The organism is Mycoplasma sp. CB776 (genome assembly GCF_054343395.1).
Window position 1 is genome coordinate 1 of the sequence record NZ_JBTGVD010000008.1, and the last position, 26,432, is coordinate 26,432.

A 26,432-nucleotide genomic window follows, 5' to 3' on the forward strand; every position below is an offset into this window, starting at 1 on the left:
TAGATGAATTAAACAATAAAATTAACTAAGTATAGAAATTTAGTAAAAATTTAGGATTTACATTGTTTTAATAAAACACCACTAAATTTTGAAGTGGTGTTTCTTTATTCTTTAAAGCTATTTTTTTATAAATTCTCTAAATTCTTTGTAATTTAAGAATTTGCTTTTTATTTGTAAATTATTTAATTCATCATTTGAGAATAATGATTTAGAAATTTTAAAAGCAGTATAACTAAAAGTTGGTCAAAAATACTCAGTAGTTTTAAAAATAGGTTCTTCTTTATTTTTGCTCTTTAAATATGAATAATGTTCTAAATCTGCGGAATTAAAAATTAATTCATTTTTATTTTTTTGTACTATTGAATAATAAGGAATCTCAATTTCAAAATTATTTATCTTATTAAAATCTGAATCTGAACTTTTATACAAATTTTGAAAAGTGGCAAATAAATCTCTACTTTTAGCAAAATTATTGAAAATATATATATTGTTATTTAAGTCTAATTTGTTTAAATAAATTAATAAATTTTGATAATTGATTGAATTATATAGATTTTCGTTTTTAAATCTCGCTTCATTTTTTTCTTCTTTATACTTTTCAATATAAGATGCAAAAATATCTTTTATTTGCTTAATATCTTCTTCATTTTGAATAATATAAAATTCTCGCAATTCATTTTTGGTGTTTTCGCTATTAGTTAAGAAAGTAAAATTTTTATTATTTTTTATAATTTTACTTTCTTGATATTTATTAAATTCCTTTTTATATATATTATATTGCTCACTTTCATCAATTGAGTGTGCATTTATGTTACAAGAAACAAAAGTTGTTAATACAGAAATGGGCAAAATAAATGAAAAAAATAATTTATTTTTTAACATAAGATAACGCTAATAAATCATCTACTGAATTTTTAAATAAAGCTGATTCTTTATTTAAAACTCTTAATCTATAATCACCAGTTTCATTTACTTTGTATCTAATAAATTCAACATTAGAATCTTTTGAATTAATTTCAACAACCTTATCTCATGTATTATTTTTTAATTTTTTTTCTAAAATTAAATTATAATTAGAAAATTTTAAATTATTTTGTCTTTTTATTGTTTCTTCTTTTTTTAATTGTTTTGATGAAATATGTTTTTTATTCCAATCATCTTTTTTTCAATAATTTCAAAATTCTCATCATCCTACTTCTGGGATTTTTTTCTCTTCTTTTAGTAAACCTGCATTATAACTTCAAGCAATAGATGCTTGTAATGTTTCACCTTTATTTAAATGAATATTTTCAGAAGTTAATACATATTTTTTTTCTTTATCTTCAAAAGGAATGGAAACTGTTTTTAAATTATTTTTAGCCTCTAAAATTTTTGAGTATTTAATTAAGCCAGCACCTATTTTTTTATCCAAACCATTTGTATTTTTTACAATGGCTCCATTATAATCTTCAGTATCAGCAGATGTAGTCAGAATTGATTTATAAATTAAAGGATTTAAAATTCCAAAATCTAAATCTTTTGTTCTCATTAATAGAGAAATAACTCCAGTAACAATCGGTGCAGAATAACTTGTACCAATTAATGTTTTTTCTGGTTTATCATTGAGAAATAAAGTTTCCCCAGGAACAACAAGAAGTGGGTGAGGTAATTCTTTATCTTTTTCATGCAATAAATAATTTGAGAAATCAGACTTTAACATAATATTATTATCAAAATCATAATAAGATGAACCTACTACAATATTATTATATGCTTTTTTGTATGAATTTATAAATTCATTTCCAGTTTCTCTTTCGTCATCATTATTTCCTGAACTAAAAACATTTATAATTCCATATTTTCTAGCAATTGTGTTTAAAAATTCTTCTGCTTCTTCATTTTCATCGTTATCTCCGTTAGTTCCATAACTATGATTTATCACTTTCACTTTTCTTTCTAAAATTAATCACTCTATTTTTTTTCTCCATTCATTTCAAGAAGAAAAATTAGCGTAATTTATTGAAGAAAATCTATCTATTCCTTCATTTCCTGTGGCGATTGAAGTTACGTTTGTACCGTGATTTGAAACATTAGAATCTAATTTATCAAAATCTTTAGCAACAATTAATCTATTTTTAAAATTGCTATTATTTATATTTAAATTGTTTTGATCATCTTTTGTTCTGGTCTCCATTATTCCAATATTATTTTCGTTTTTTATATAAAGGTTAGAATTATTTTCTTTTTGTCTTTCATCATATATTTCTATTAATTTAAACAATTTTTCAAAGGAAATATTGTTATATTTAGAATCCTTTTGTTCTTGCTTGTATTCGCTTTTATAATAATCTGGAATATAATTCTTAATAGTGTTAAAATTATCAACAATATTTTTTAAAGAAAATTTATTTATTTTTAAATTGTTTTTTAACTCTTTATCAATAAATTCTATTAATAATTTTTCTGAACCATAAACTCAAATTTTTGGTTCAATTAAACTAAATTCAAATTTTAATAGTTTATTTTTTTCTGCAAATTTTGAAATATATTTTAAATTTTTATTTTTTCAAAACTCGGTGTTATTTGATGATTTGTCTTTCTCGTTTTCTGATGAATTATATGTAAATTCAATATATTTTTGACTGTTATTGTCGCTTTTTTCCTTAAAACTTATTGTAGGAAAAATGGTGCTAAATGTAATAATTGGTAAAGATAATGTCATTAAAAATTTCTTTTTGATACTTTTTTTCATATAATCTCCTTTATGTTTTTTACAATTAAATTATAGCAAAAATTCATAAAAATTTATTAATACTCATTAATTTATTTATAAAATTTAATATAATATTAAAAATTTGCTCAAATTTATCAAATTTAACTATTATATTAATATATTATTAAAATGAAAATTATTTCTGTTTGGTAAAAATTCAATAAAATTAATAAAACACCACTAAATTTTAAAGTGGTGTTTATTTATTTATTTATATTTTAAAACTTATTTTTTAAGTTTGTTTAATTGGTGAACTGCGTTTCTTGCTGCTTCTCATAACACTTCACTAAATGTTGGGTGTGGGTGAATTGTTGAAGCGATGTCATAAATTGTTGATTCTAAATCCATTGCAAGAACTACTTCAGAAATTAAATCTGTAGCTGCAGCACCAATGATGTGACAACCAATAATTTCTCCATGTTCTTTATCAATAATAAATTTAGCAAATCCTTTTGATTCATGAGCTGCTAATGCTTTTCCGATGAAAGTAAATTGGTGTTTTGCAACAATAAAGTCTTTACCTTGTTCTTTAGCTTGATCTTCTGTTAAACCAACAACAGCAATTTCAGGGTGTGTATAAATACATGCTGGAACTGTTTTTGCAGAATATTTTACTTGTTTTTTAAGAATATTTGAAACAGCAACAACTGCATGACGATAAGCAACGTGAGCTAACATAGCTTGTCCTACAACATCTCCTATTCCATATACTCCTTCAACATTTGTTTGACAGTATTCATCAACTACTAATTGTTTTCTGTCTCCAAGTTTAATACCTACTTCTTCTAATCCAAGAGATTCAGGAACTCTACCTACTGAAACTAAAACTAAATCAGATTTAATTGATTCTTCTTTTCCATTAACTTCATAGAAAATTTTACCTTTTTCATATTTAGTTGTGTTGGCATTTGCTATAACTTCAACACCCATTTCTACTAAGTCATTTGAAACTTGTTTAATAATATCTTTATCTAGCATTCCAAGCACTGTTGGTAAGTTTTGGATGATTGTTACTTTTGTTCCTGCTGAAGCAAATACTTGAGCAAATTCAACTCCAATAACCCCACCACCAATAATTGTTAATGATTTTGGTTGTTTTTCTAAATTAATAGCTTCTTTAGAAGTGATTAATTTTCCTTCAGCATAACCTTGTTCAAATCCAGGTAAAGGAATTTTTCTATCACTTGAACCGGTAGCAATAATAATATTTTTAGCTTTATAAACTTTAGAATCAACTTCCACTTCGTGAGCACCTACAAATTTTGCGGTTCCAAAAATAGTTTTTACTTTATTCATTCTCATTAATGCTTGCACACCTGAAGTTAATTGTTTAACAACTTCAGATTTTCTTGCATGCATTTTAGTTCAGTCAATTTTTACGTTTATATTTCCTGTAATTCCGTATTCTGTAGCATGTTTAACTGAGTGAAGAACTTCTGTTGTTTTTAAAAGTGCTTTTGTTGGGATACATCCAACATTTAAACAAACTCCACCTCAGAATTCTCTTTCAATAATTAATGTTTTTAGTCCAGCTCCACCAGCTTCTTCAGCTGCTAAGTATCCACCAGGACCTGATCCAATAACAATAACATCGAATTCTTCTTCAATTTTTCCTGTGTATGCTTTGCCTTGTTCTTTATTTGAAGATGCTTCTTTTCTTTCTGATGGTGATTCAACTTTAGTTGTAGCAGTTGTAGAAGGTTTTTTTAATGAGGATAAATCAAATAATTGATTTGAAACTTTCACTTCTCCTACAACAGAAGCACCTCCTCCAGTAGATTCTTCTTTTTTAGACTCTTCTTTTTTAGGTTCTTGGGAAACTACATCACCTTTTCCATCATCAATGTGATAAATTTCTTGTCCAACGTGGATTGTATCTCCTACTGCCATTAAAACTTTAACAATTTTTCCTGTAGCAGGAGAAGGAATATCGGAAGTTACTTTATCTGTTTCAACAGAAAATAAAGAATCTCCTTCATTAACCATATCTCCTTCTTTTTTATAAATTTCAGCAACTACACCTTCATGTAGTCCTTCACCTATATCAGCAAATTTAAATTTATGCATCTTATAAAACTCCTAAAATTTCTGGTTTTTCTAATAATTCTTTTACTCTTGAAGCAAATCTACCAACTGTTGCTCCATCAATTCATCTGTGATCTGCTGATACAGTTAAATTCATAATTTTTCCTGGAACAATTGTTCCATTTTTAACAACTGCACGATCTACAATTGAACCAACTCCAGCAATTGCTAATTCTGGATAATTAATAACTGGTGTTCCAAATAAAGCACCTACTGAACCATAATTTGTTATTGTAAACGATCCGCCTGACATTTCATTTGGTTTTATTTTTCTATCTCTTGCTGCTAAAGCTAATCTTGAAATTTCTTTAGCTAATTCAACAATGGTTAAATTTTGAGAATCTTTAACAACAGGAACCATTAATCCAGCTTCTGTATCAACAGCAATTCCTAAATTTAAAGTTGTAGGAAAGACAATTTCTGAATTTGCTTCATCATATTTAGCTGCAAGAATTGGGAATTCTCTTAAAGCAACTAAAATTGCTTTTGCAATATAAGGTAAAAATGTTAATTTTACACCTGTTGTTTTTTGCACATCTTCTACAATAGATTTTCTTAAATCTCAAAGTTTAGTCATATCAATTTCATTAACTAAACTAAAGTAAGCAACTGAATCTCTAGAATTAATCATTGCTTTTGCAATTGCTTTTCTAATTGGAGTAATTTTTTCTCTTTTTCCATCTAAATAATTAGTTGAAGAAACTTCTGGTTTAACTGCAGGTGTTACTTCAGTTTTTGGTGCAACTTTAAAAGATAAAACATCTTCTTTTAAAATTCTTCCAAATGGACCTGTACCTTTAACTTGATTAATATCAATTCCCATTTTGGCAGCAATTGCCCTTGCTAAAGGGGTTGAAATAATTTTATTCATATTTTCCTTTCTTTTAGAACTTAAATCCTACTACTTCTTTTATTTTAGCAACTATTTTATCGCTATCAATAGCATGATATTTTTCTCCTCTTGCTAAAGGAACTGTAATATCATAACCTGTTAATCTTGTTAAAGGTGCTTTAATATATTCAAACGCTTTTTCATTAACTCTTGTAATAATTTCTGCAGAAACAGAGAATGATTTAACAGCTTCATGAACCACTAATAATCTTCCTGTTTTCTTTACAGAATTAACAATTGTTTTAGTATCAATTGGTTTAATAGTTCTTAAATCTATTAATTCAACACTAATATTTGATTTCTCTTCTATTAATTTTTTAATAGCTTCTATTGAATCATGAACTTGTGCTCCATAAGTAACAAGTGTTAAATCATTTCCTTCAATTAAAACATTTGCTTTTCCAATTGGAACTTCATAAATTTCAGCTGGTATTTCTTGTTTAAATGAACGATAAATTTTTTTAGGTTCTAAAAAAACCACTGGATCTGGATCGTTTAACGCTGCAATCATTAATCCTTTTGTATCGTAAGGTGTTGAAGGCATAACCACTTTTAAACCTGGAACATGAGCAAACATTGCTTCAATAGCTTCTGAATGGTGTTCTAAAGCTCTAACTCCACCAGCCATTGGCATTCTTAATACTAAAGGAACACTAAATCTTCCTCTTGATCTATTTCTATATCTTGCTGCGTGAGTCATAAGTTGTTGAAATGCTGGGTAAGAAAATCCTTGAAATTGCATTTCAACAATTGGTTTTAGTCCAAAAAGAGCTGCTCCTATTCCAATCCCCATCATTGAAGCTTCTGCAATAGGTGTATCTCAAACTCTTTCAACACCATATTTTTTTTGCAATCCTTCTGTTGCTCTAAAAACTCCACCTTCATATCCTGCATCTTGACCTCAAAGAACAACATGTGGATCTTTTTCCATCATTAAATCGATTGCGTGAGTTACAGCGCCTATATTATTTAATTCAATTTTTTTATCCATTATTTATTCTCCTTTGAATAGTAATCAATTGCTTCTGCTTTTTGTTCTGCTAACTCAGGTGTTAATGTTGCATAAGTATGATCAAATACTTCATTTAAGTCAACATCTAATTCTTCTAGTGATTGTTGATAAGCTTCCTTAACTTGATTTAAAGATTCTTCTCAAATTTTATCTTTTTCTTCTTTTGTTAAATATTTTTTACTTTCTAAATAAGTCTCAATACGGTGCATTGGTTCTCATTTTTCATTTTCTTGTTCTTGTTCTATAGTTCTATAAATTCTTGGATTGTCACTTGTTGTATGAGGTCCTTGTCTTCAAGTTATAAACTCAACAACAACAGGTCCATTTCCAGATCTTGCAAACTCCACAGCTTCTTTTGCTACAACATAGGAAGCTAATAAGTCATTTCCATCAACTCTAACTCCTGGGATTCCAGCAGCTGCTGCTTTAGCTGCAATAGTTTCTGAACCAGTTTCTAAATGTTCTGGTGTTGAAATTGATCATTGGTTATTGTTTACACAGAAAACTGATGGTCATTTTCAAATTGCTGATGTATTAATTGCTTCATAAAATTCACCTTCAGCAGTTCCACCATTACCAATAAATGACATTGAAACTACATTTTTTCCAGTTAATTTTGATGCATAAGCAATACCAGCAGCATGTGAACACTGTGTTGCTATAGGAATATTAATTGGAAGTAAATTTATTCCTTCAGGTGTAACACTTCCTCTTTCGTTTCCATTTCAATATAACATTTGATTTTTTATAGGCATTCCCATATATAACATAGTTGCATTTGATCTAAATGCAGGAACAAATCAGTCATCTTCTTTTAAAGCCATAGCTGAAGCTACTTGTAGTGCTTCTTCACCAAAATTAGGTGCAAAAGTTAACATTCTTCCTTGTCTTTGTAACTGTGACATATATTCATCTTGTCTTCTTGAAAGAACCATAAATTTATAAGCTTTTAATAATTCTTCTTTGCTTAATTTTGGTTCGTTGTTTTTACCTTCTTTAGTTAAGTTTCCATCTATATCTAAAAAACGAATGATTTCGTCTTTAGAAAACATAACTTTGCCAGGTTTAACAAATTTAAATTGCATTTTTACTCCTTATTTTTTTAAAATTAATTAGAATTTAAACTAATATTATAATTATATTCTTTTTATTGATTTTATTTCAATTTAAAGTATAAAAATTCATTTTTTTATTAATTTTTTGAATTTTTAACATTTAAATTCAAAAAAATATTGTTGTTGCGATAGTTTGAAACTTATTTTAATTAAAAATATTAATCATTTTTGACTTATATTTTATTTATTAATTACTTTTTAAATTTTCTTTTATAGTTAACATTAAATTTTCAAATAATGCTGTTATAGTCATAGGACCAACCCCGCCCGGAACTGGAGAAATAGCTTCTACTTTATCTAAAACATCCAGAAAATTAACATCACCAGTAATTTTATTATTAGATAAAGTGTTTATTCCAACATCGATAATTATCGCTTTTTCTTTTATATTATCCTTTTTAATTAAGTGCGATTCTCCTGCTGCTACAACTAAAATATCAGCTTCTTCAGAACCTTTAATTCCTGTTTCTTTGTTGAAACTATGAGTAAAAGCTCCTGCATCAGCAAGTAATTTTTTTGTTGGTTTTCCCACTAAATTAGATTCACCAATAACATAGCATTTTTTGTTTTGAACTTGAATATTGTAAAAATCTAATAACATCATAATTCCTTTTGCTGTCGCTGGAGCGAATGAAAATTCATTATTATAAAATTGATTTTGATTTTTACTTGAAAGTCCATCGATATCTTTAAAAACAGGAATAGAATCTAAAACTTTTTGTGAGTTTATGTGTTTAGGTAAAGGTAATTGAACTATTATTCCATTGCAATCTATTGATTCTTGTCTAACTATAGATAACAAAGACTCTTCGGTGATGTTTTCATCTAATTTAATTAATATACCATTAACACCTAATTCTTTAGCTCTTTTTAATTTATTTTTTATATAACGATTTGATGCTTCTAAATTACCTACTTGAACAATTTTAAATATTGCTTTTCTTGGTAAAAGATTAAAAAAATTAAGCTGTTTTTGAAAAAAAAATTCTGAAGCTTTTTTACCATCTAAAATTTTTGTCATTTTAATTTTTGAAAATAAAAAAAGGTAATCTTACCCTTTTCTAAATTTTCCATCTTTTCCTTGGATCATAACAGCTGTTGTTTCTTTTAATTGTTTTGCATATTCAATAGCTTCTTTTTGAGTTTTAAAAATTTTTGTAGCTCTTTCTGCATTTGCGTTTTTTACAGCTCAATCTCCATTATGGTTTACAACGTACTTTATCATTTTTTCTCCTTAAATATGTTTTATTTATTTTTTTCTATATATAATTTTAACTTTTCTTTATATAATTTTAACTTTTTTTCTTCATTTTCAATTTTTTCTTTTGGTGCTTTTGCTAAAAAGTTAGAATTTGATAGCATATTTTCTGCTCTTTTTATTTCAAATTCAATTATTTTTATTTCTTCTTTTATTCTTTCTGCTTCTTTTTTTTCATGTTCTGCAGATAGCTGAATATAAATTTCAAAATTTTCTGTTTTTAAAACTGAATGTTTGTTTTCAAATAATTCAGCATTACACATATTATTTATCATTAATATTGATGTTACATCAAGTTTTTTATCTGCGATTCAATATTTTAGAACTTCTTTTTTAGAAATGCTATGTTTTTCTCTATATTGTCTTAAATTTTTAACTATTTCAATAACTTTATCTATATAGTTAACATTTCTATAAGTTGTAATATCTGTATTTTCGTGTTCTAAAAGTTCTTGATTAAATAATTTTTCAAATAAATAATCTGTTAAAAAAGGACAGAATGGATGAATAATAATTAATAATTTTTTAATTATTTCTAATCCAAATGTTTTACTTGGTTTGGTTTTAGATAATTCAATATATCAAGACGAAAGATCTTCAAAAATAAATTTATGTATTGCTTTATAAACTAATGTAAAGTCATATTTTTTCATAAATTTATCTATTTTTTTATTTAAATCACTCAATTTATTAGATATTCATTTGTCTTTGTCTGTAATTTCTTGACAAGTGCTGCATTCTTCTAATTCATAAAAGTATTTAACTATATTTCATAGTTTGTTATTAAAAATTCAAGCAGCATATATTTTGTCTTTAGAAAATTTAATATCCTGCCCTGGTGTTGAATTAAATATTAAAGATTCTCTTAAAACATCTGCACCGTATTGATCAATAACTTCCATCGGATCTATACCATTACCAAGTGATTTAGACATTTTTATCCCTTTTTCATCTCTTATCAATCCGTGCAACAATACTTCATCAAATGGTTTTTCATCCATAACGCTTAAACTAAAGAAATACATTCTTGCAACTCAAAAGAAAATTATATCTCAACCTGTTACAAGTAATGAAGTAGGGAAATATCTTTTTATTTTTTCGTTTGACTGTGGTCAACCTAAAAAAACAAATGGTGCAAGCCCTGATGAAAATCAAGTATCTAAAACATCTGGATCTTGAATTCATCCTTCACCAGGAGACTCAATTTGCACTTTCATTTCTTCATTTTTATATCATGCTGGTATTCTATGTCCTCATCATAATTGACGTGAGATGGTTCAATCATATACGTTTTCCATTCATTTTTTAATAACTGTTTGAAAACGTTTTGGATAAAATTTAACAGCATTTTTGCTTTTTAAATGATTTAACAGCATTTTTTGTAAGTCTTCCATTTTTACAAATCATTGTTCTGACATAATTATTTCAGAAACTTCACCACTTCTTTCTGAATACCCTACATTAGATATTATTTCTTCTGTTTTAACAATATAATTTTCTTTTAATAGTTTTTGATAAATTTGTTCTCTTGCTTGAAAACGGTCTAATCCTTCAAACTCTAAAGCTAAACTATTCATTTTTCCATCAGGATTGATTGATTCATTAATTTCTAAATTGTGTTTTTTTATAATATCAATATCTGCCATAGCATGTGCAGATACTTTCATAACACCTGAAGCAAATTTTTTATCTATATAATCATCTTCAATTATTGGAATTATTTTTTTAGTAAAAGGATGAATAACATTTTTACCCACAAGTGATTTATATCTTTTATCTTCTGGATTAACACCAAGTGCCACATCAGAAGGAATTGTTTCAATTCTTGTTGTAGCAACTGTTAAGAATTCATCGCTGTTTTCAATAAAGTATTTAATATAATACATTTTTTGATTAGTTGGTTTATTAATTATTTCAATATTTGATAAAGCTGTTTTTTGTTTAGGATCTCAATTAATTGCTTTTTTATCTTTATAAATTCATCCTTTATTATAAAAATCAACAAATATCTTTAAAACTGCTTCATTAGCATCTTTATCTAGTGTAAATCTTTCATTTGTGTAATCGAGTGCTAAACCTAAAGAATTTCACTGTTCTTTAATTTTATTGTAATATTCATCTTTTCATTTTCAAACTTCTTCTAAAAATTTTTCTCTTCCTAAGTCATGACGAGTTTTATTTTCTTTTCTCAATAATTCTTCAACTTTTGTTTGAGTTGCTATACCCGCATGGTCAACTGCAGGTAAAAATAAAACATCATACCCTTTTAATTTTTTATATCTAATAATAGTGTCTTGAATATATTCATCTCACGCATGTCCTAAGTGCAATTTTCCTGTAACATTAGGAGGTGGCACAATGATTGTAAATGGTCTTTTACTCGAATCGTGATATGAAAAATATTTTTTATTAATTCATTTCTGGTTTCTGTTTTTTTCTATATCTTTATGATTAAAATTTTTATCCATATTTCCCCTTTTATTCTGTATTTTCTAAACTTTTCTCTTCTGTATAATCAATTATAACCGTGTCTTCTAATTTTACAAAATTAGGTGTTTTTTTCGGTTTTTGTCTATGACTTAAAATTTTAGATGAAATTAATTCATTATCTGAAATATAAATTTCTGATCGATTACTTTTAAAGTATCTTCTTGAAGAATATAATTCATCATATTCATGTTCGCTAATTTTATCAATAATAGAAAAATCGAAAGATTTAAATTTATAAAATTTTTTAGCAAATTCACTTTCAAATTCCTTTTTAATATTATTAAATGAACATTCAATTATTCTTGATTTTTCTATAAAAACAAAATTTTTAATATGTTTTGTTTCAATAAAATCACTTGCAAAAATTATTAAACTAGTATTTGGATTTTTATTTGCCACCAATTGATCTACATACGTTTTATCAAAAATTGTCTTATTTAAATCAACAAGAGCAACTTCTGGAGAATATAATTTTAATTTTCCTATGTCTATTTTTATTTTCTCTTCTTGTGTTAAATCTGAATAAGGAATTCAGAGTTTATCAATACCTATATTAATAGATTTTAAAAAATTATATAATTCATTTTTAATAATAACGTTCTGAATGATTTCATTATCTTCAAAGTCATTTGTATATAAAAAAGAAATAGGGTGATAAATAACATAAAAATGATCATTTAAAAAAATTACGTTTTTTATTTTTTTAAATATTTCTAATTCCACTTCATTGCTATTTTCATTTTTTCTTTTTAAGAAAGAAAATAAAAATCTATCAATTTTAGTAATTGCAATAATATTATTGATAATTTCTTGTTCTAATTTAGAATTATTTTGCATTTTAATTTCAATGCTATTAGCTAATAAATTTTCATTTTTTTCTTTTTCTCATACATAATTTGCTTTTTTTTCTCATAAAACATTTGTTTTTTTATGTTTTTCTACTTGATCGATTTCTTTAGAACCTTCAATTGTTGCTTTTTTTAAAAAGTTTATTTCTTTTTTTAATTCTTTTTTTTCTATTAAAGTGTCTAATAATTTCTTTTCATTTAAGATTTTTATTTTATTTAGTGTAAATTTCTTTTCGTGATATTCTTCTATTATTTCTAGTTGATTATCCAATTTAATTGTTTTACCCCTTTTAAAATCAAAAAATAGGTTATTGAAAAATTCAATTTCAAATTCTTTAATAGTGTTATAAAAACCTTTAACAACGCTCGGTTTTACATACTTTAGATGTTTTTTATTATGTTTAAAAATATAAAGTGTTTTTCTTTTGATTCAATAGTTTATTTTAGCTTTTACAATCTGTTCTTTGTTTGCAGATTTATATGCTTCTTTTAAATCCTTTTTAGTTTCTTTAATTTTTAGTTTCAATGATTTTATAAGTAAATAATATATTCCATTTTTTAAAAACCCGTTTTTTAAAAAATTATTTCTTTTTTTAAGTTCTGCTTTTAATTGATTAATTTCTTGAAAGTGATTATGAGAAGCGATTTCAAATTCTGAAGAATGTTCAAATGATTCAACTTCTTTTTCAGCAATTTCAAATTCAGTTCTTAAATTTTGTAATTTTCCTTCATTTTTTCTGTATTTATCTCTATATTTTTCATAAACATTAAATTTTTTAATTTCATAGTAAGTTATATTGTTTAAACTTGTATTTAGCATATCTATTCTTTTATCTAAATAATTATTTAACTCATTTAAATTAAAACTATTTTGCTCTAATTTCTGTAAAAATTCTTTATAATTAATTTTTTTAAAAAATTGATCAAAAATTTTAATTTGTGTTTCAAAAAGATCGTATGATATTTTTTCTTCCTCTTCTTTTATGAAAAAATGATATTCATCACTAACTTCTTTTCAATCTTTACGGAAATCTCTCATTAATTTAAAATCATATTCATTAGTATTAAAAGAATATTTCATTATTTCAAATAATGGTTTATCGAAATAGTGATTTTTATTTTTATTAGAAAAAATTGATAAAACTTTTTCAGGTATTCAAAAATCTTTAAAATTCTTTTTTAAAAAATTCTTTCCTATTTTAATGACGCCAGAATAGTTTTTATTTTTAAAAACTAAGAGTTCTTTAAAACAAAAAGGAATTTTCTTATTAGAAGAAAAAATAAGGACATCTTCTCCTTTATTTATTTCTAAATTTAAGTTTTTTAATTTGTCTTCATAAGTAACATCAAGTAAAGAAATTATTTTGTTTGTAAATTCCATATTTTCCTTTAATAATTATTTCTATTTTTGTTTTTTACAATCGGAAGGATTACTAAACTTGTAAGGTAAATAACAAATAAATTAACTCAAATTTTAATAGGCGACACAATAAAATGTGTAATTAGTGCTACTTCAAAAGTTGGGAAAGCACCAGATTGAACATCACCTAAAGCTAATATTGCACTTGATGTTGGTTCTAAAATAACTGAAAAAGCAATAATAGGAACCATTGTAGTAAATCTATCTTTTTGTTGAAAAAATTTTAAAAATCTTGCTATTGTTATAAAAATCAACATGGTTCCGTTTCCAGATAACATTAAAATTAAAAAACCTACTTTATTTTTTATGTATTTTGATTCTTCTAATAATTTATCAGGAGCTAAAAATACAATGGTAGAAACAATAGCAGCAACAACTATCATTATAATTCAACAAAAAATTAACATAGAAGTAAATAAAGTATTTTGTTGTGTTTCTTTATTTAATCTATTAATTCTTTTAGAAATTGTTGAAATTTTTTTATTAATTTTTTTTATTTCTTTTTCATTAGAAAGAGAAAGTAGTGATAAAGAAAGATTTTCTATTTTTAAAGCATAAAATTTACTTTTTTCTTTTATATTTTTTTGAATATAATTTTCATTTAATCTTTTTTTAATAAAATCAAAAAATAATCATGAAATTATTCCTGGAATAAATCCAGTAATAGATAAAGCTAAAGTGTAATAAATTGAATAGGTGCTAGGAACAAATTGAAAAGAAATTAAATCTGATAAAAATCCTGTTAATAAACCTACAATTGGTCCAAAAATAAATCCTGTAATTTTAATAGGTAAACCAATTATTGAAAAACGAAAATTAGGTAAAGCTGCAAAAGGAAAAAATCTAATACCCAATAAAAGCATTATTGTAGATATGGACATAAAAACAGCAACAAATGCTATTGTTTTTGCGTTAAATCTTCTCATAAAATCTTTCCTTATATATAATTATTTAAATTTTACCACTATTATTTTAAGATTTTAAAATATATTTTTTATTTTAATAAAAAAGAAACTTAGAAAAGTTTCTCTTAAATTATTTATTGAATTGATTTGATTGTTTCTTTAACAATTCTTACAGAATTAGCAAATTTTGCTTTTTCTTTGTCGTTTAAATCTAAGTTAAGTATTTCTTTTATTCCTTCAGAACCGATAATAGCAGGAACTCCGATTACAACATCAGAAGCGCCATATTCACCATTTAAGTATACTCCTAAAGGTAAAACAGCATTAGAATCTTCTTGAATTACTCTAACTATTTGTGCTAAACATGCACCAATACCATAAAAGGTTGCTCTTTTTCTTTCAATAATTTTATATGCTTTTGTATAAACTGGTTTTTCTAATTCTTCTTCGTAATTTGAAGCATTTACTCCGGATTTTTCTTCATATTTACTAAAAGGTAATCCTGCTATTTTAAAAGTTGAATAGTTAATTAATGAAGAATCTCCATGTTCACCAATAACAAATGCTTCTATATTGTTTGTTGAGACTCCTGTTTTTTTAGAAAGTAATTGTTTTAATCTTGAAGTGTCAAGAATTGTTCCTGAACCAATAACTTTTTTAGGATCAAAACCTGTTTCTTTTAAATATACATATGTGAGAATATCCACTGGATTTGATGCGATAATTGTAATTCCATTGAATCCACTATCTTTAATTTGTTTTGCAATATCTTTCATAATTAAAGAATTGTCTTTTACCATTTCTAATCTTGTTTCACCTGGTAATTGTGGTCTTCCTGCTGTTATAACGACTATATCAGCATCTTTAGCATCTGCATAATTAGCTGAAAATACTTCATATTTTCTAACAGACGGAACAATAGCATCTTCTAAATCAAGAACATTCCCGTCTCTTGGTCCTTCAAATTTATCAATGATTCCGTATTTTGCAGCTAATCCTTGATTAATGGCGGAATATAAGAAAGAAGAACCGACTGCTCCTGCTCCAACTAAAATAACTTTTGTTGCTTTCATTTATTAAAAATCTCCCTTTTATTAATTTTTATTACATTAAAATTATAAAACATAAAATAAAAAATCATGTTTTTTTATAGTTTTCTTTACATTTTATTTTTATTTTGTATATATTTTGATTCTCCCGTCTTTCCCAGTTTCAAGAATTAAAAAACCGTTTACGCCTGTTTTATGGGGCAAAATGGTTTTTATTTATCTGATTTAATTACAATTTTTTTGATCTCATCATACTTATTTCAAAGATCTATATCGCTTCCTGATTTTTCTCTTTTTCTTTCTATTTCTTCTCCTGTAATGTTATTTATAAACATTTCTTCTCTAACTAAACTTAAAATTTTAATAAATTGTCATTCAGTAAGATGATTATTAATTCTGTGTTTAAAATAATATTCATTTGTTTTATGAATGAATAATTTTAAAACCACTAATGAAGCAAAACATAAAAGTATGTGAGCTACAATGTGGCTATCTAAATAAACATAAGTTGGTCTTATTGCTAAATAACTTTTTAAACTTCTAAAATTTGATTCAATTTGTCATTGCTTAGAATATAAATGAATTATTTTTCTTATTTTACTTGTAAAGTTTTATCTCTATGAAATTTTAAATACTTTTCATGATTAACAGAAATTTTAATTCCTATTTTATCTTTTAAAGTATTTTGAAAAAAAGAACTTTCACTTTTTAGAAATTTATTTTCTTTTGTTAAAACATTTCCATCAATATCAAAAGAAATTAAAAATTTATCAAATAATTTATCATGATTTGCACAAAAAATAAATCCATTATAATAATCACAAATTTGTTCTCTTTTGTCTTTAATGTCTATTTTTTCTTTTAAAATTTCATTAATTGGTTTTATATGGGAAGCAATTAACAACTCTGGAATATCTATATCGCAATTTTGAAAAGCACATTTTTCGGGATAAACATTAAATAAATATTGTCTAAAAAGTCTTCTATACTTATTTTCATTTTCCGGGTTTTTAAATTTGTTCCTATTTATTGTTTTTAATTTTAATTCTCTCTCTATATCCTTTTTGTAAAAATCTAAATATATTTGTGGAATTTCATTTAAAAAGAAATCAAGTATTTTAGAATTATGAATAATATAAACATTATTTCTATAATTTAATTTATAAATTTCTTTACTTTCTTGTTCGTTTATACAATTAAGAATTTCTTCATTAGTTACTCATCTTGAACTTGAAGTTCCCGATTCCATTGATTTGCTTTTTATAAATTCTTCTGGATTTATTATAAAAAAAATTGTATTAGAATAGTCTAGTTCTTTTACGTTTGAAAAAGGAATGTAAACATTTATAATCAAACACTTTTCTCTTAGTTTAATTAACTCCCTAAATTTTTTATTGTTTGTAATCGCTATTTTTTTAGCATTATTTCTTCCGCCATTATCTGTGTGTTCAATAAAAATATTATATTTTTTATTGTTCAAGTTTAAAGAAAAAATTTCTTTTGATTCAAAAAGTTTTTCATATTTAACAACATTATTATTTTTTGACAAAAATTCAACAAGAATTTTCATAAACTTTTCTTTATCCTTGTTATTCTTTCCTTCTAATGGATGTATTGTTTCTAAGTTTTCAATTTTATTTCCAACAATATGATTGTATTTTAGCATTATTTATACTCCAATAATTTTTCAATAACTAAAGCAACTACAAAAATATTAACTGAATTTCCTAATTGTTTATATGCATAATGATCTTTGTGATTTTCACTTAATTCATTATGCAAAATAAAGTTTTTTGGGAAGGTTTGAAGATTTGCTGCTTCCCTTGGAGTAATGTATCTTCATTTGTTTTTTTCTTTATCAAAAAGAATTGATGTTTGCACGATAGCAACTAAAGTAGGGAAAATTTCTGCTTTTTTGCATCTTATTCCAGATTGTCTCATTTGAATAAATGTATTTTGAATATTTCTAACTTCTTTTCCCGCTTGCCATTCAAATTTCTTATCTCTTAATTTTCAAGATGAAACATTGTATTTTTCCATCCATTTTTTTATGAAAATATAATTTTCTTCAAAAAATTCTCTCATATTTTCTAAATATTTTTTTCTTCAAGGTACTAAACCTTTTAACTCATAATTTTGATCAAATTCATCTAATCAGATTACCGGTAAAGTTCTTGTTTCTGGAAATTTTACTTCCCTAACAAATTCATCTCACGCATTTAAAATCTTAAGCAAATATTCATCTTGTAAAAAATATTTTTCATCAACATTTTTTTCTAAAATATTAATAAATTCGTTTGTTTTTTTTGAGTCGAAAGAAAAAATAAAATCTTTTTGTTCTATTTTATTTTCTTGTTTTTCTTTTAATATACCAGGAATAAAAACTCTTTCTCTGTTTTGTGGAATTCCAAAATTATGTGGAGACAAAATCAAGGGATTTTCAGGTATTAAATAATTTAATTCCTCTTCTAATACTTTTTTTATTATAGTTCAAGTTCTACCTTTATCATGTTTTACCAAATGTTTCACATTTTCGAGAAGAATATACTTAGGTTTTTTTGCTTTTAAAATTTTTACTATATCAAAAAATAGAGTTCCTCTTATTTCATCTTCAAAACCTTTTTTGTTTCCTGCATTTGAAAATGTTTGACAAGGAAAACCTGCAAATAAAATATCATGTTCTGGAACTTGTGAACAATCTTCATCCAATAAACGAATATCTATAATTTCTTCTTTACTCTTTTTAAAATTATGTGAATAAACCTTTATTGCTTCTTTATCAATTTCACTACTAAAAACACATTCAATTTCAAAATTTTTATTTTTCGCTACTTTTTCAATAGCTTTATAAAAACCGCCGATTCCAGCAAACAAATCTATAAATTTATATTTCATTATTACTTATTTCTTTATTTTTCCTTTCTAAAAAATCAAGGGACACTATATTCAAAAGGTTTTTGTACATTTAATTTTAATATTTGTGCCGCTAACGATCTCTTATTAGTTAATGATAATGGATCTTCGTTATTTCAATTAATTCCAAAATAACTATGTGTAATTGTTTCATAGTTTCAAGATTGTAAAAATGTTAAAGATGCTCCTGAATTTATAGTTGAAATATAACTGTTATTTTCTCCTAAAATTCCTGTACCTGAATTTCCATTATTAAAGAAAGTAGGAGTATATCCTTGTTGTCTAGATAACCCAACATTTCCTGAAGAGCTACCTGCTCTGTTAATTAGATAACCTGATTGTTTTCCATATGGAAAACCATTCATTGCAAAGTTTTTAAGATTTGCTCCAAAGAAAATCGCTCCTTCTACACCTGTATAATCTAAATTAGTATTTGGTAAAGTAAATCAGTTTTTAAAATATGCAACCATATCCATTTTACCTTCTAATTGTGCTTCTTTAATAAGTTCAAAAGCATCTACAACAAATACAGTCATATCAACAAAATTACCTGCTGTGTTGTTATTTCCGTTTTTATCATATTGATTTAATCCAGTTCATATAATACCAGAGGTTGCTTTAGAAATTCTATTAGATCCTGATCAATAAGAATATCCTGGTTCTACATTATTATCAAAGTTATTAGATGATTTAACAATATATTTATTAGTAACTTCTGTTGGTAAATTATTGTCATCAAAGACATATTTTTTTCCAGCTTCTACGTGGTTGTTTGTAATAATGTAAAATTTACCATCATTAGGATCGCTACTTACTTTTGCAAACATTGTTGCAGAACCAAAACCATAAGCAATTGCTCTTGATCTTACGTTATTAACTAAAGGAATATCCTTTCAGTCTTTGTGAAGAAATTCATTATCTTGTTTATATCCGTTATGTAATTCATAACTAACATTTTGATTTGGATTGTATTCATTACTTAAAATTACTTCTTGTGGTGTAAAGAAAGTAATGGGTTGATTTTCTTGATTATAATCTAGATTTTTATAACTAAATAGATTAGTTTTTTGACCAAAATCTTCGTGTTCAATTGCGTTTGTATAATTTAGTGAAATAGAAGCACCAGCATTATTTATTAAAAATGCTTTATTTTTATTAAATTTATCAAATTTAGTTTCATCTAGTGTTTCTTTAAAAGTAATTGCTTCTTTGTATGGATTGCCTACAAGAAGTTTATAGTTTTTATCTTCCAATTCCACTGTGAATTTTATTCCTTCATTTTGCTGATATTTAGCTTTAATAACAAAATAAAATCTTGGATGTTCTCCACCATTTAACTTGTTGATTATAATGGTTTGTTGTCTAAAAGAAATTTCTTTACCAAGTATTAAATCTTCAAAATTAAACTCAAAGTTGTATCCTTTGTCTAAAGAAGAAATATTTGTTAGTCTTTGATCATTTTGAACCAAAGTATTTCCAAATAAGTGAAATTTAATTTTTCTATTTGTAGAATTGTTGCTTAAAAAGGTTTTTTCTATATATTTGTTTTTTAATGTTCAACTTGCAACTTCTGTTTGATTATCAAAAGATCATAATAAATCTTTTTGATAAGGTTCAACTTCTCTTTCTCTTGTTATTTCTGAAGAAGATTCAAAAACAGTTTTTAACTCTTTTTTAGCAAAAGTTAATTCCTCTTTTGAATTAACCGATGAAGCAAAACCTTTAATTTTATATCATACATTTCCTTTAATAATGCTGTTGTTATTTTTAGGATTTGTATATTGTAACTTAACATAAATAGAGTTATTATCTATGTTTTTAGCTTCAGCAATTGAAATATTGCTTGTATTAATTTTGAAATTGTTATAATTGATTTCACTTGTTTTTAAAGATACATAATTTGAAAGATCGTTTGAGTGATTGTTTACTTTATTTTTGAAATCATTTGCACTAATTTGCTGTATATTTCCTGTATTTATGTTTAAATCGCTATATTTAATACTGTTTAAAATTATTTCTGGATACAAGTTTTCTTTATAGTCATTTGTTAAATTAACTAAAGTAATATCCTGATTATTTGTATAACGTTTTTCAGTATTTTCTTTATTTATAAAACCTAATTTAAATGTTAAACTTCCTTCATTTGTGCTTCTAACATCGTAAAAGTATATAAAGTATTTATTGTAAATATTAACTAAATTTAAATTATTTTCTGAATCATTTGAGTTTTTAATTGATGTTTGAGAAGTAAAAAAACCATTTACAGATGAATTTTTATTTGAAACATCTGCATCATCTTTATTTGCACTTCCTGTGTTTGATAAATTACTAAAATTCTTGTCATTAGAATTAGAACTATCTGAATTTGTGTTTTTAAATTTTAATAAGAAATTGAGTGCTTCAAAAGCTTTTTGTTCTATTATGTCTTTAGGATCTAAAACTCTAAATTGAAGATTTTGTGATTTATCAATCACTCCATCAACTCTTCTGTAATCAAAATTTGAACTATTAATTTGATTAATAATTGTTTTATCATTTTCATCAATTGTTTCTTTATTAGTAAAATCATTTTGTGTAAATCATTCATTTTCATTTATTGGTTTAATATCTCTAAAACTTAAAGGTTTAAAGAAATTAATTGTTTTTAAATGAGAATTAATAAATGCTGTAGTATTTAATTTTGGTAAAGGTGCTTCTATTCCATTTTTTTTATATCATAGAAAAACTTTAGCTTGACCACCATTAGTATTTCCTGTGTTATTAACTATATCCTTAACTTCTTTAACAAAAATTTCATATTTGCCTATTTTTGGCATTTTATACGATGTTTCTAATGCTTCTTTAGCATCTTTAGCATTAAACATTGTGTGATTTATATTTGGATTTTTAAATTCTATATTACTTCAAAATAGATTAGCAGAAGGAGTTGAAGTAGTTTTTCCATTAGTTGTAACTTTATTAGCTTCAGTTACAATTTCAAGAATTTTTGCTTCATCTCTTAGATCTTTATCGCTAGCATCAGATTTTGAATTATTTAAATAATAATTAAAGGTAGTTGATTCTTCACCTTTAGTAACTTTTATTTTAAAAGTAGCAAAGAGTGAATCACCATTTACTTCATATCTCAAATCATTGCTGTAATTTATTATTTCAACTTTTACACCTTCTGGTTTTTGTATATCAAACAATAAATTCTCTTTATAAATTTTATCAAATACTTTATTAATTTCTTCTTGAGTTAAAGCATTAGCAGAAGCATTTGTTGGATTAGTTAAAGAATTTAAAGCGGTTTCTATTTTTTTATTTGAATATTCAGGAAAAGTTTTTAAAACTTCAGAAAATAAATCATTTTTTAATCACATATTAAAAAAATTTATTTGTTTAATGTTGGCATAATAATTTTTAATGTCTTCTGAATTAGAAAAATCATAATAATTTTTAACTTCTCTATAAAATTTAGAATTGGTAAATATTTCTTTTGGAGTTATTGAAATATTTTTCAACAAGTCACTTTTTAATTGTACAGAATTTTCTGTTTGTAAAGGAATTTCCTTTATTTTAGTATCATTTACATAAAAACCAATGTTTAAAGCTATCTTATTATTGGCTGTAAAAATATTATCTGTTTCTTCTATTTTATATTTAAAAAAATTATTTACTATTTTTTGTTTAGAAACAAAAATTTCCTTTATTTTTTCAAAATTATTTGTTAAATCAGATTTATATAAATCTAAAAACTGATCATAACTAAAATTAAAAATCTCATCTAAATTACTAATTTTAATTGTATTAATTTTAGAATTTAAATCATTACTAAAAGTAATTGTTTTAGTAACTTTTGCAAATTTAGTAGAATCAGTAGTACTTTTTGCAAGATAAACTAAATTTAAATTATTAACATTAGTAGAATCTATTTTGACTTCTTCTAAAGTTAAATTCACATTTTCTATATCGTTATGTGATAAATAAATATTTTGATTTTCTTTATTGATAGATGCACTATATAAGAATTTTTTTAAATCATAAGTTTCTATATTTGGATTAAAATTAATTTCAAGTTTTCTTTCTACATCTTCTTTAAAAGTTTCATCTTCTTTTACAGGTTCTTCATTTTGTTCATCTGAACCATTTAATTTCTTCTCTGAATCTTTTAAATTAACTAAAGTAGAATTTATTTTATTTAAAAAATCTAGTGTTTTAATTTGTTCAACATCAGAAACTAACTTGTTGTTTTTTAAAAATTTTTCTGTTTCTGATAAAAACTTATCAAACTCTTCTTTATTATTTGCTTCTGTATATTTCTTTGTTTCTTTAACTGTTTGAGCATTTAAAACATTGCTTATTATTTTATTAACAATAGAATTATATTGTAAAGAAAGATCTAAAATATTATTAATTTCTTCTTTTGAATTTAATGAATTTATAAAAGCAACTAAACCATTTTTAGTTTGGTCATTTAAATTAGAATAATTTTCAATTTTTGATTTACTAGATTTTTTGTAATCTTCTAGATTTTCTTCTGTGTTTTCATTTGAATTTGTTTTTTTGTTTCTAGTTAAAGCATAAGTTGTACCAATAACTGCAGAACCTACACCAACAACCCCAGTTAGCAATAACAATGCTAACAATAATTTTTTCTTTTTTTTGTTCATTTCTCTTTTACTTCTTTCAATTATTTTTTAATTTTTTCTTCGATTGTTTTAATTGTTAATTCATTAGCTTTTTGAGGATTTGCCTGCCCTTTAGTTTGTTTCATTATTTGTCCTAAAAAGAATTTAATAACTCTTTCTGGTCTATTTTCATAATCATTTAATAATTGTTCATTTTCTGAAATTAAATTATTTAAAATTTCCTGAATTAAATCATTGTTTTCTATTTGAACCAAATTGTATTTTTTAATAATTTCATTAATACTTAAATTTTCTTTTTCTTTATAAAAAACAATTTCTTTTGCTTGTTTGGATGAAATAGAATTGTTTTTTTCTAAAGTTAAAATTTCAACTATATCATTTGGGGTTATATTTAACCAATCAATGCTTTTTTCCTTTATAATTGGAACAATTTCAGAAAAAAAGAATTTAGATAATTTATCTTTATTGTCAAAATTTATTTTATTAAAAAATTGTAATCAATCAAAATTATTTAATAACTGTTCTACATAAATATTAGAAACTGATTGGTTTAATAATTCTTCTTCTCATTCTCAATGTAGTTTGTCTAATTTAATTGAATCAATCAATTCTTCTTTTAATTGAATAACAGGAATATTTGGTTCAGGATAATATCTATAATCAACTGCTCCAGTTTTTTCTCTCATTACTATATTTTGTTGTAAAACATCATCAAAACGTTTAGTTTGTTGAATGATTTTTTCGTTATTATTTAATTTTAAAGTTTGAGTTGCAATTTCCAATTCTATCGCTTTTTTCACATTAGAAACTGAATTAATATTTTTAATTTCTACTTTGGTACCAAAACCTTCTCCTGGTTTGTTTAAAGATAAATTAATATCTGCTCTTAGTGAACCTTCTTCTAACTTTGCATCTGATATTCCTAAAAATTTTGCTATTTTAGCAATTGTTTCAATGTATTTTGCAGCTTGATTTGCATTTTTAATAACAGGGTTTGTAACAATTTCTATTAACGGAATACCTGCTCTATTATAGTCTAAAAAAGTTCCTTGTTCAGTATGTAATTGTTTTGCTGTATCCTCTTCTAAATGTATTCTTTCTATTGAAATTTCATTAACTTCATTATTAATTTTAAAAGAAACTTTTCCATTTTTCCCTATAGGTCTAAATTGTTGTGTGATTTGAAAACCTTTTGGTAAATCTGGATAAAAATAATTTTTTCTATCAAAATGTAATTCATTATCAATATTCATTTTTAATGCTTTTGCTAATTTTATAGCTTTTATAACAGCTTCTTTATTTAATAAAGGCAATGTCCCGGGATAAGCTAAGTCAACTAGACTAATATTTTTATTATTTTCTTCATTAAATGAATTTTTAGCTGCTGAAAACATTTTAGTTTTAGTGTTTAATTCCAAATGTATTTCAATACCTATAACCACTTCATAATTATTCATTAGTTTTCTCCTTTAATTTTTCTTCAATTCAAAGTGCATAACTCAATAATTTTTCATCATTTTGCATTTTAGAATCTATTGCTAGATTAAAAGGCAATTTATTATTTTTGTCCACACCTAATTTCATTGTTATAGATGGAGAACCAGCTAAATTAGAACCTGTTAAAATATAATCCATATAACTTCTTTTTTCTGCGTTTTCAAAATAAGGGGCAACATCAGGTGCTGCTGGATAAATAACTATGTCATATTTATCATATAATTCATCTAAATAATTTTTTATCAATCTTCTAATTTTTTGTGCCTTTAGAAATAATTCGTCTTGATTTTCTTTTTCAAGGAAATAAGAACCTAATATTAATCTTCTTTGTACCATTTTTCCAAAACCTTTTGAACGGGTATTAGTCATTATTTCGCTTCAGTCTTTACCTTTTTCTCTTTGCCCAAATGCTATTCCATTTAAATTAGCTAAATTGGAACTTGCTTCAGAATAGGAAATAATGTCATATACTGGTTTAATTGCTTTTAATAAATCAGCATTAGGTTCAATTGATTCAATTTCCACATTTGTGGAAATTTCCTTTATAAAAGAAAAATATTTTTCATAAACAGATTCGCTTAGCAAATTTTTAGGAATGTTAAAATATCCAATTTTATCTGGTTTTGTTTTTATAACATTATTAATTAAAATGTTTTCGGAAGTCATATCATTATAATCTTTTCCATAAGCAACTTTAGCAACTTCTATAACATCATTAACATTATGAGCAAATCATGAAACTGTATCTAAAGAGGAAGCATATGCAAACATACCAAATCTTGAAACTGCTCCATAACTTGGTTTAAATCCTACTTTTCCTATATATGATGCAGGAAGTCTTACAGAATCTCCTGTATCTGAAGCTAAAGCAAAGGAAACGTTATTTGTCAATGTAGCTGCAGAACCGGAAGAAGAACCACCTATTTTTCTTTTGTTATCTAAAGGGTGAGAAATAATTCCTCAATAAGAATAAATACCTTCTCCACCAAGAGCTAACTCATCATTATGAACCTTTGCTACAGGTATTGCTCCATTATCAAGTAATTTTTGCACAACAGTAGCATTATAAGAAGGGTAAAAATTTTCAAGTAATCTAGAAGACGCTTGTGTTTTAGCTGTTTTTGTAGCAAAAACATCTTTAATAGTAAAAACACAACCGCTAAGTGCTTTGTTTTCTATAATTTCTTGTTCTGGAAAAAGAAAAGAAACTGCATTATTTGTGTCTTTATGTAACTCTTTGTGAGCTAGTAAAAAATTTCCTTTATTTTTTATCATTTATAACCCTTTCTAATTGCACAAAATTTTTGTTTTTTGCAGGTGCGTTTTTTAATAAAATCCCTTTATTTTCTGTATATTCAAGCACTTCATCTTCTCTAACTAAACTAAAATCTTTAATTTTTGTTAATCTAACTAGTGGTTTAACATTACCAACATCTATCTGTTTAAATTCGTTTAACATTTTATAAATTTCATCAAGTTCTTTTTCTAATGATAAAATAACTTCATCATTTGGAATAAGTTTTAATATTTTAGCTAATTCAATTATTTCTTCTCTTTTCATTTTT

19 protein-coding genes are annotated in these 26,432 nt (G+C 24.7%); all 19 read right to left on the minus strand.

Annotated features, from left to right (window positions below):
• Window positions 1–117: 117 nt before the first annotated feature.
• The 19 genes from ACXX86_RS01445 to ACXX86_RS01535 all read right to left on the minus strand — a co-directional run bounded on the left by ACXX86_RS01445 (window position 118) and on the right by ACXX86_RS01535 (window position 26,428).
• Window positions 118–882 carry a hypothetical protein gene (locus ACXX86_RS01445; RefSeq protein WP_458557717.1) on the minus strand — a complete coding sequence of 255 codons (765 nt, stop codon included), beginning with the start codon at window positions 880–882 and terminating at the stop codon, window positions 118–120.
• The gene (locus ACXX86_RS01450; protein WP_458560997.1) at window positions 869–2,731 is read right to left on the minus strand and encodes a S8 family serine peptidase; all 1,863 of its coding nucleotides are present in this window, start codon (window positions 2,729–2,731) and stop codon (window positions 869–871) included. The genes ACXX86_RS01445 and ACXX86_RS01450 overlap by 14 nt, the downstream gene beginning before the upstream one ends.
• Before the next feature lie 246 nt (window positions 2,732–2,977).
• Window positions 2,978–4,819, minus strand: a complete 1,842-nt coding sequence (lpdA, locus tag ACXX86_RS01455) for a dihydrolipoyl dehydrogenase (RefSeq protein ID WP_436358640.1) — start codon at window positions 4,817–4,819, stop codon at window positions 2,978–2,980.
• Between the two features lies 1 nt (window position 4,820).
• A complete protein-coding gene (locus tag ACXX86_RS01460) occupies window positions 4,821–5,708 on the minus strand; it encodes a 2-oxo acid dehydrogenase subunit E2 (RefSeq protein ID WP_458560363.1) in 888 nt (295 codons plus the stop codon).
• A gap of 13 nt (window positions 5,709–5,721) precedes the next feature.
• The gene (locus tag ACXX86_RS01465; RefSeq protein ID WP_458560998.1) at window positions 5,722–6,720 is read right to left on the minus strand and encodes an alpha-ketoacid dehydrogenase subunit beta; all 999 of its coding nucleotides are present in this window, start codon (window positions 6,718–6,720) and stop codon (window positions 5,722–5,724) included.
• The gene (gene pdhA / locus ACXX86_RS01470) at window positions 6,720–7,826 is read right to left on the minus strand and encodes a pyruvate dehydrogenase (acetyl-transferring) E1 component subunit alpha (protein WP_458560999.1); all 1,107 of its coding nucleotides are present in this window, start codon (window positions 7,824–7,826) and stop codon (window positions 6,720–6,722) included. The genes ACXX86_RS01465 and pdhA overlap by 1 nt, the downstream gene beginning before the upstream one ends.
• Before the next feature lie 217 nt (window positions 7,827–8,043).
• Window positions 8,044–8,877, minus strand: coding sequence for a bifunctional 5,10-methylenetetrahydrofolate dehydrogenase/5,10-methenyltetrahydrofolate cyclohydrolase (locus ACXX86_RS01475; protein WP_458561000.1), 834 nt, complete (start codon window positions 8,875–8,877; stop codon window positions 8,044–8,046).
• A gap of 30 nt (window positions 8,878–8,907) precedes the next feature.
• Window positions 8,908–9,081 (minus strand): DUF2188 domain-containing protein, encoded by a 174-nt coding sequence (locus ACXX86_RS01480; RefSeq protein WP_436358645.1) that lies wholly within the window; start codon window positions 9,079–9,081, stop codon window positions 8,908–8,910.
• Window positions 9,082–9,101: 20 nt separating this feature from the next.
• Complete coding sequence (locus tag ACXX86_RS01485; RefSeq protein WP_458561001.1) at window positions 9,102–11,582, minus strand: valine--tRNA ligase; 2,481 nt, start codon at window positions 11,580–11,582, stop codon at window positions 9,102–9,104.
• 10 nt (window positions 11,583–11,592) lie between these two features.
• Window positions 11,593–13,833: a hypothetical protein gene (locus ACXX86_RS01490; RefSeq protein WP_458561002.1), complete on the minus strand. Its 2,241-nt coding sequence runs from the start codon at window positions 13,831–13,833 to the stop codon at window positions 11,593–11,595.
• Between the two features lie 8 nt (window positions 13,834–13,841).
• Window positions 13,842–14,798: a hypothetical protein gene (locus tag ACXX86_RS01495; protein WP_458559353.1), complete on the minus strand. Its 957-nt coding sequence runs from the start codon at window positions 14,796–14,798 to the stop codon at window positions 13,842–13,844.
• Window positions 14,799–14,911: 113 nt separating this feature from the next.
• Window positions 14,912–15,850 carry an L-lactate dehydrogenase gene (locus ACXX86_RS01500; protein ID WP_458559352.1) on the minus strand — a complete coding sequence of 313 codons (939 nt, stop codon included), beginning with the start codon at window positions 15,848–15,850 and terminating at the stop codon, window positions 14,912–14,914.
• Between the two features lie 188 nt (window positions 15,851–16,038).
• Complete coding sequence (locus tag ACXX86_RS01505; protein WP_458560357.1) at window positions 16,039–16,275, minus strand: hypothetical protein; 237 nt, start codon at window positions 16,273–16,275, stop codon at window positions 16,039–16,041.
• Window positions 16,276–16,418: 143 nt separating this feature from the next.
• A complete protein-coding gene (locus ACXX86_RS01510; RefSeq protein ID WP_458559350.1) occupies window positions 16,419–17,492 on the minus strand; it encodes an HNH endonuclease in 1,074 nt (357 codons plus the stop codon).
• Complete coding sequence (dcm, locus tag ACXX86_RS01515) at window positions 17,492–18,721, minus strand: DNA (cytosine-5-)-methyltransferase (RefSeq protein WP_458559349.1); 1,230 nt, start codon at window positions 18,719–18,721, stop codon at window positions 17,492–17,494. The genes ACXX86_RS01510 and dcm overlap by 1 nt, the downstream gene beginning before the upstream one ends.
• A 14-nt stretch (window positions 18,722–18,735) precedes the next feature.
• Window positions 18,736–23,391, minus strand: coding sequence for an MGA_1079 family surface serine endopeptidase (locus ACXX86_RS01520; protein ID WP_458561003.1), 4,656 nt, complete (start codon window positions 23,389–23,391; stop codon window positions 18,736–18,738).
• Window positions 23,392–23,411: 20 nt separating this feature from the next.
• A complete protein-coding gene (gene gatB / locus ACXX86_RS01525; protein WP_436358847.1) occupies window positions 23,412–24,827 on the minus strand; it encodes an Asp-tRNA(Asn)/Glu-tRNA(Gln) amidotransferase subunit GatB in 1,416 nt (471 codons plus the stop codon).
• Complete coding sequence (locus ACXX86_RS01530; RefSeq protein ID WP_458561004.1) at window positions 24,820–26,142, minus strand: amidase family protein; 1,323 nt, start codon at window positions 26,140–26,142, stop codon at window positions 24,820–24,822. The genes gatB and ACXX86_RS01530 overlap by 8 nt, the downstream gene beginning before the upstream one ends.
• Window positions 26,129–26,428: a hypothetical protein gene (locus ACXX86_RS01535; RefSeq protein WP_458559345.1), complete on the minus strand. Its 300-nt coding sequence runs from the start codon at window positions 26,426–26,428 to the stop codon at window positions 26,129–26,131. Before ACXX86_RS01535 ends, ACXX86_RS01530 begins: the two co-directional genes overlap by 14 nt.
• Window positions 26,429–26,432 lie beyond the last annotated feature (4 nt).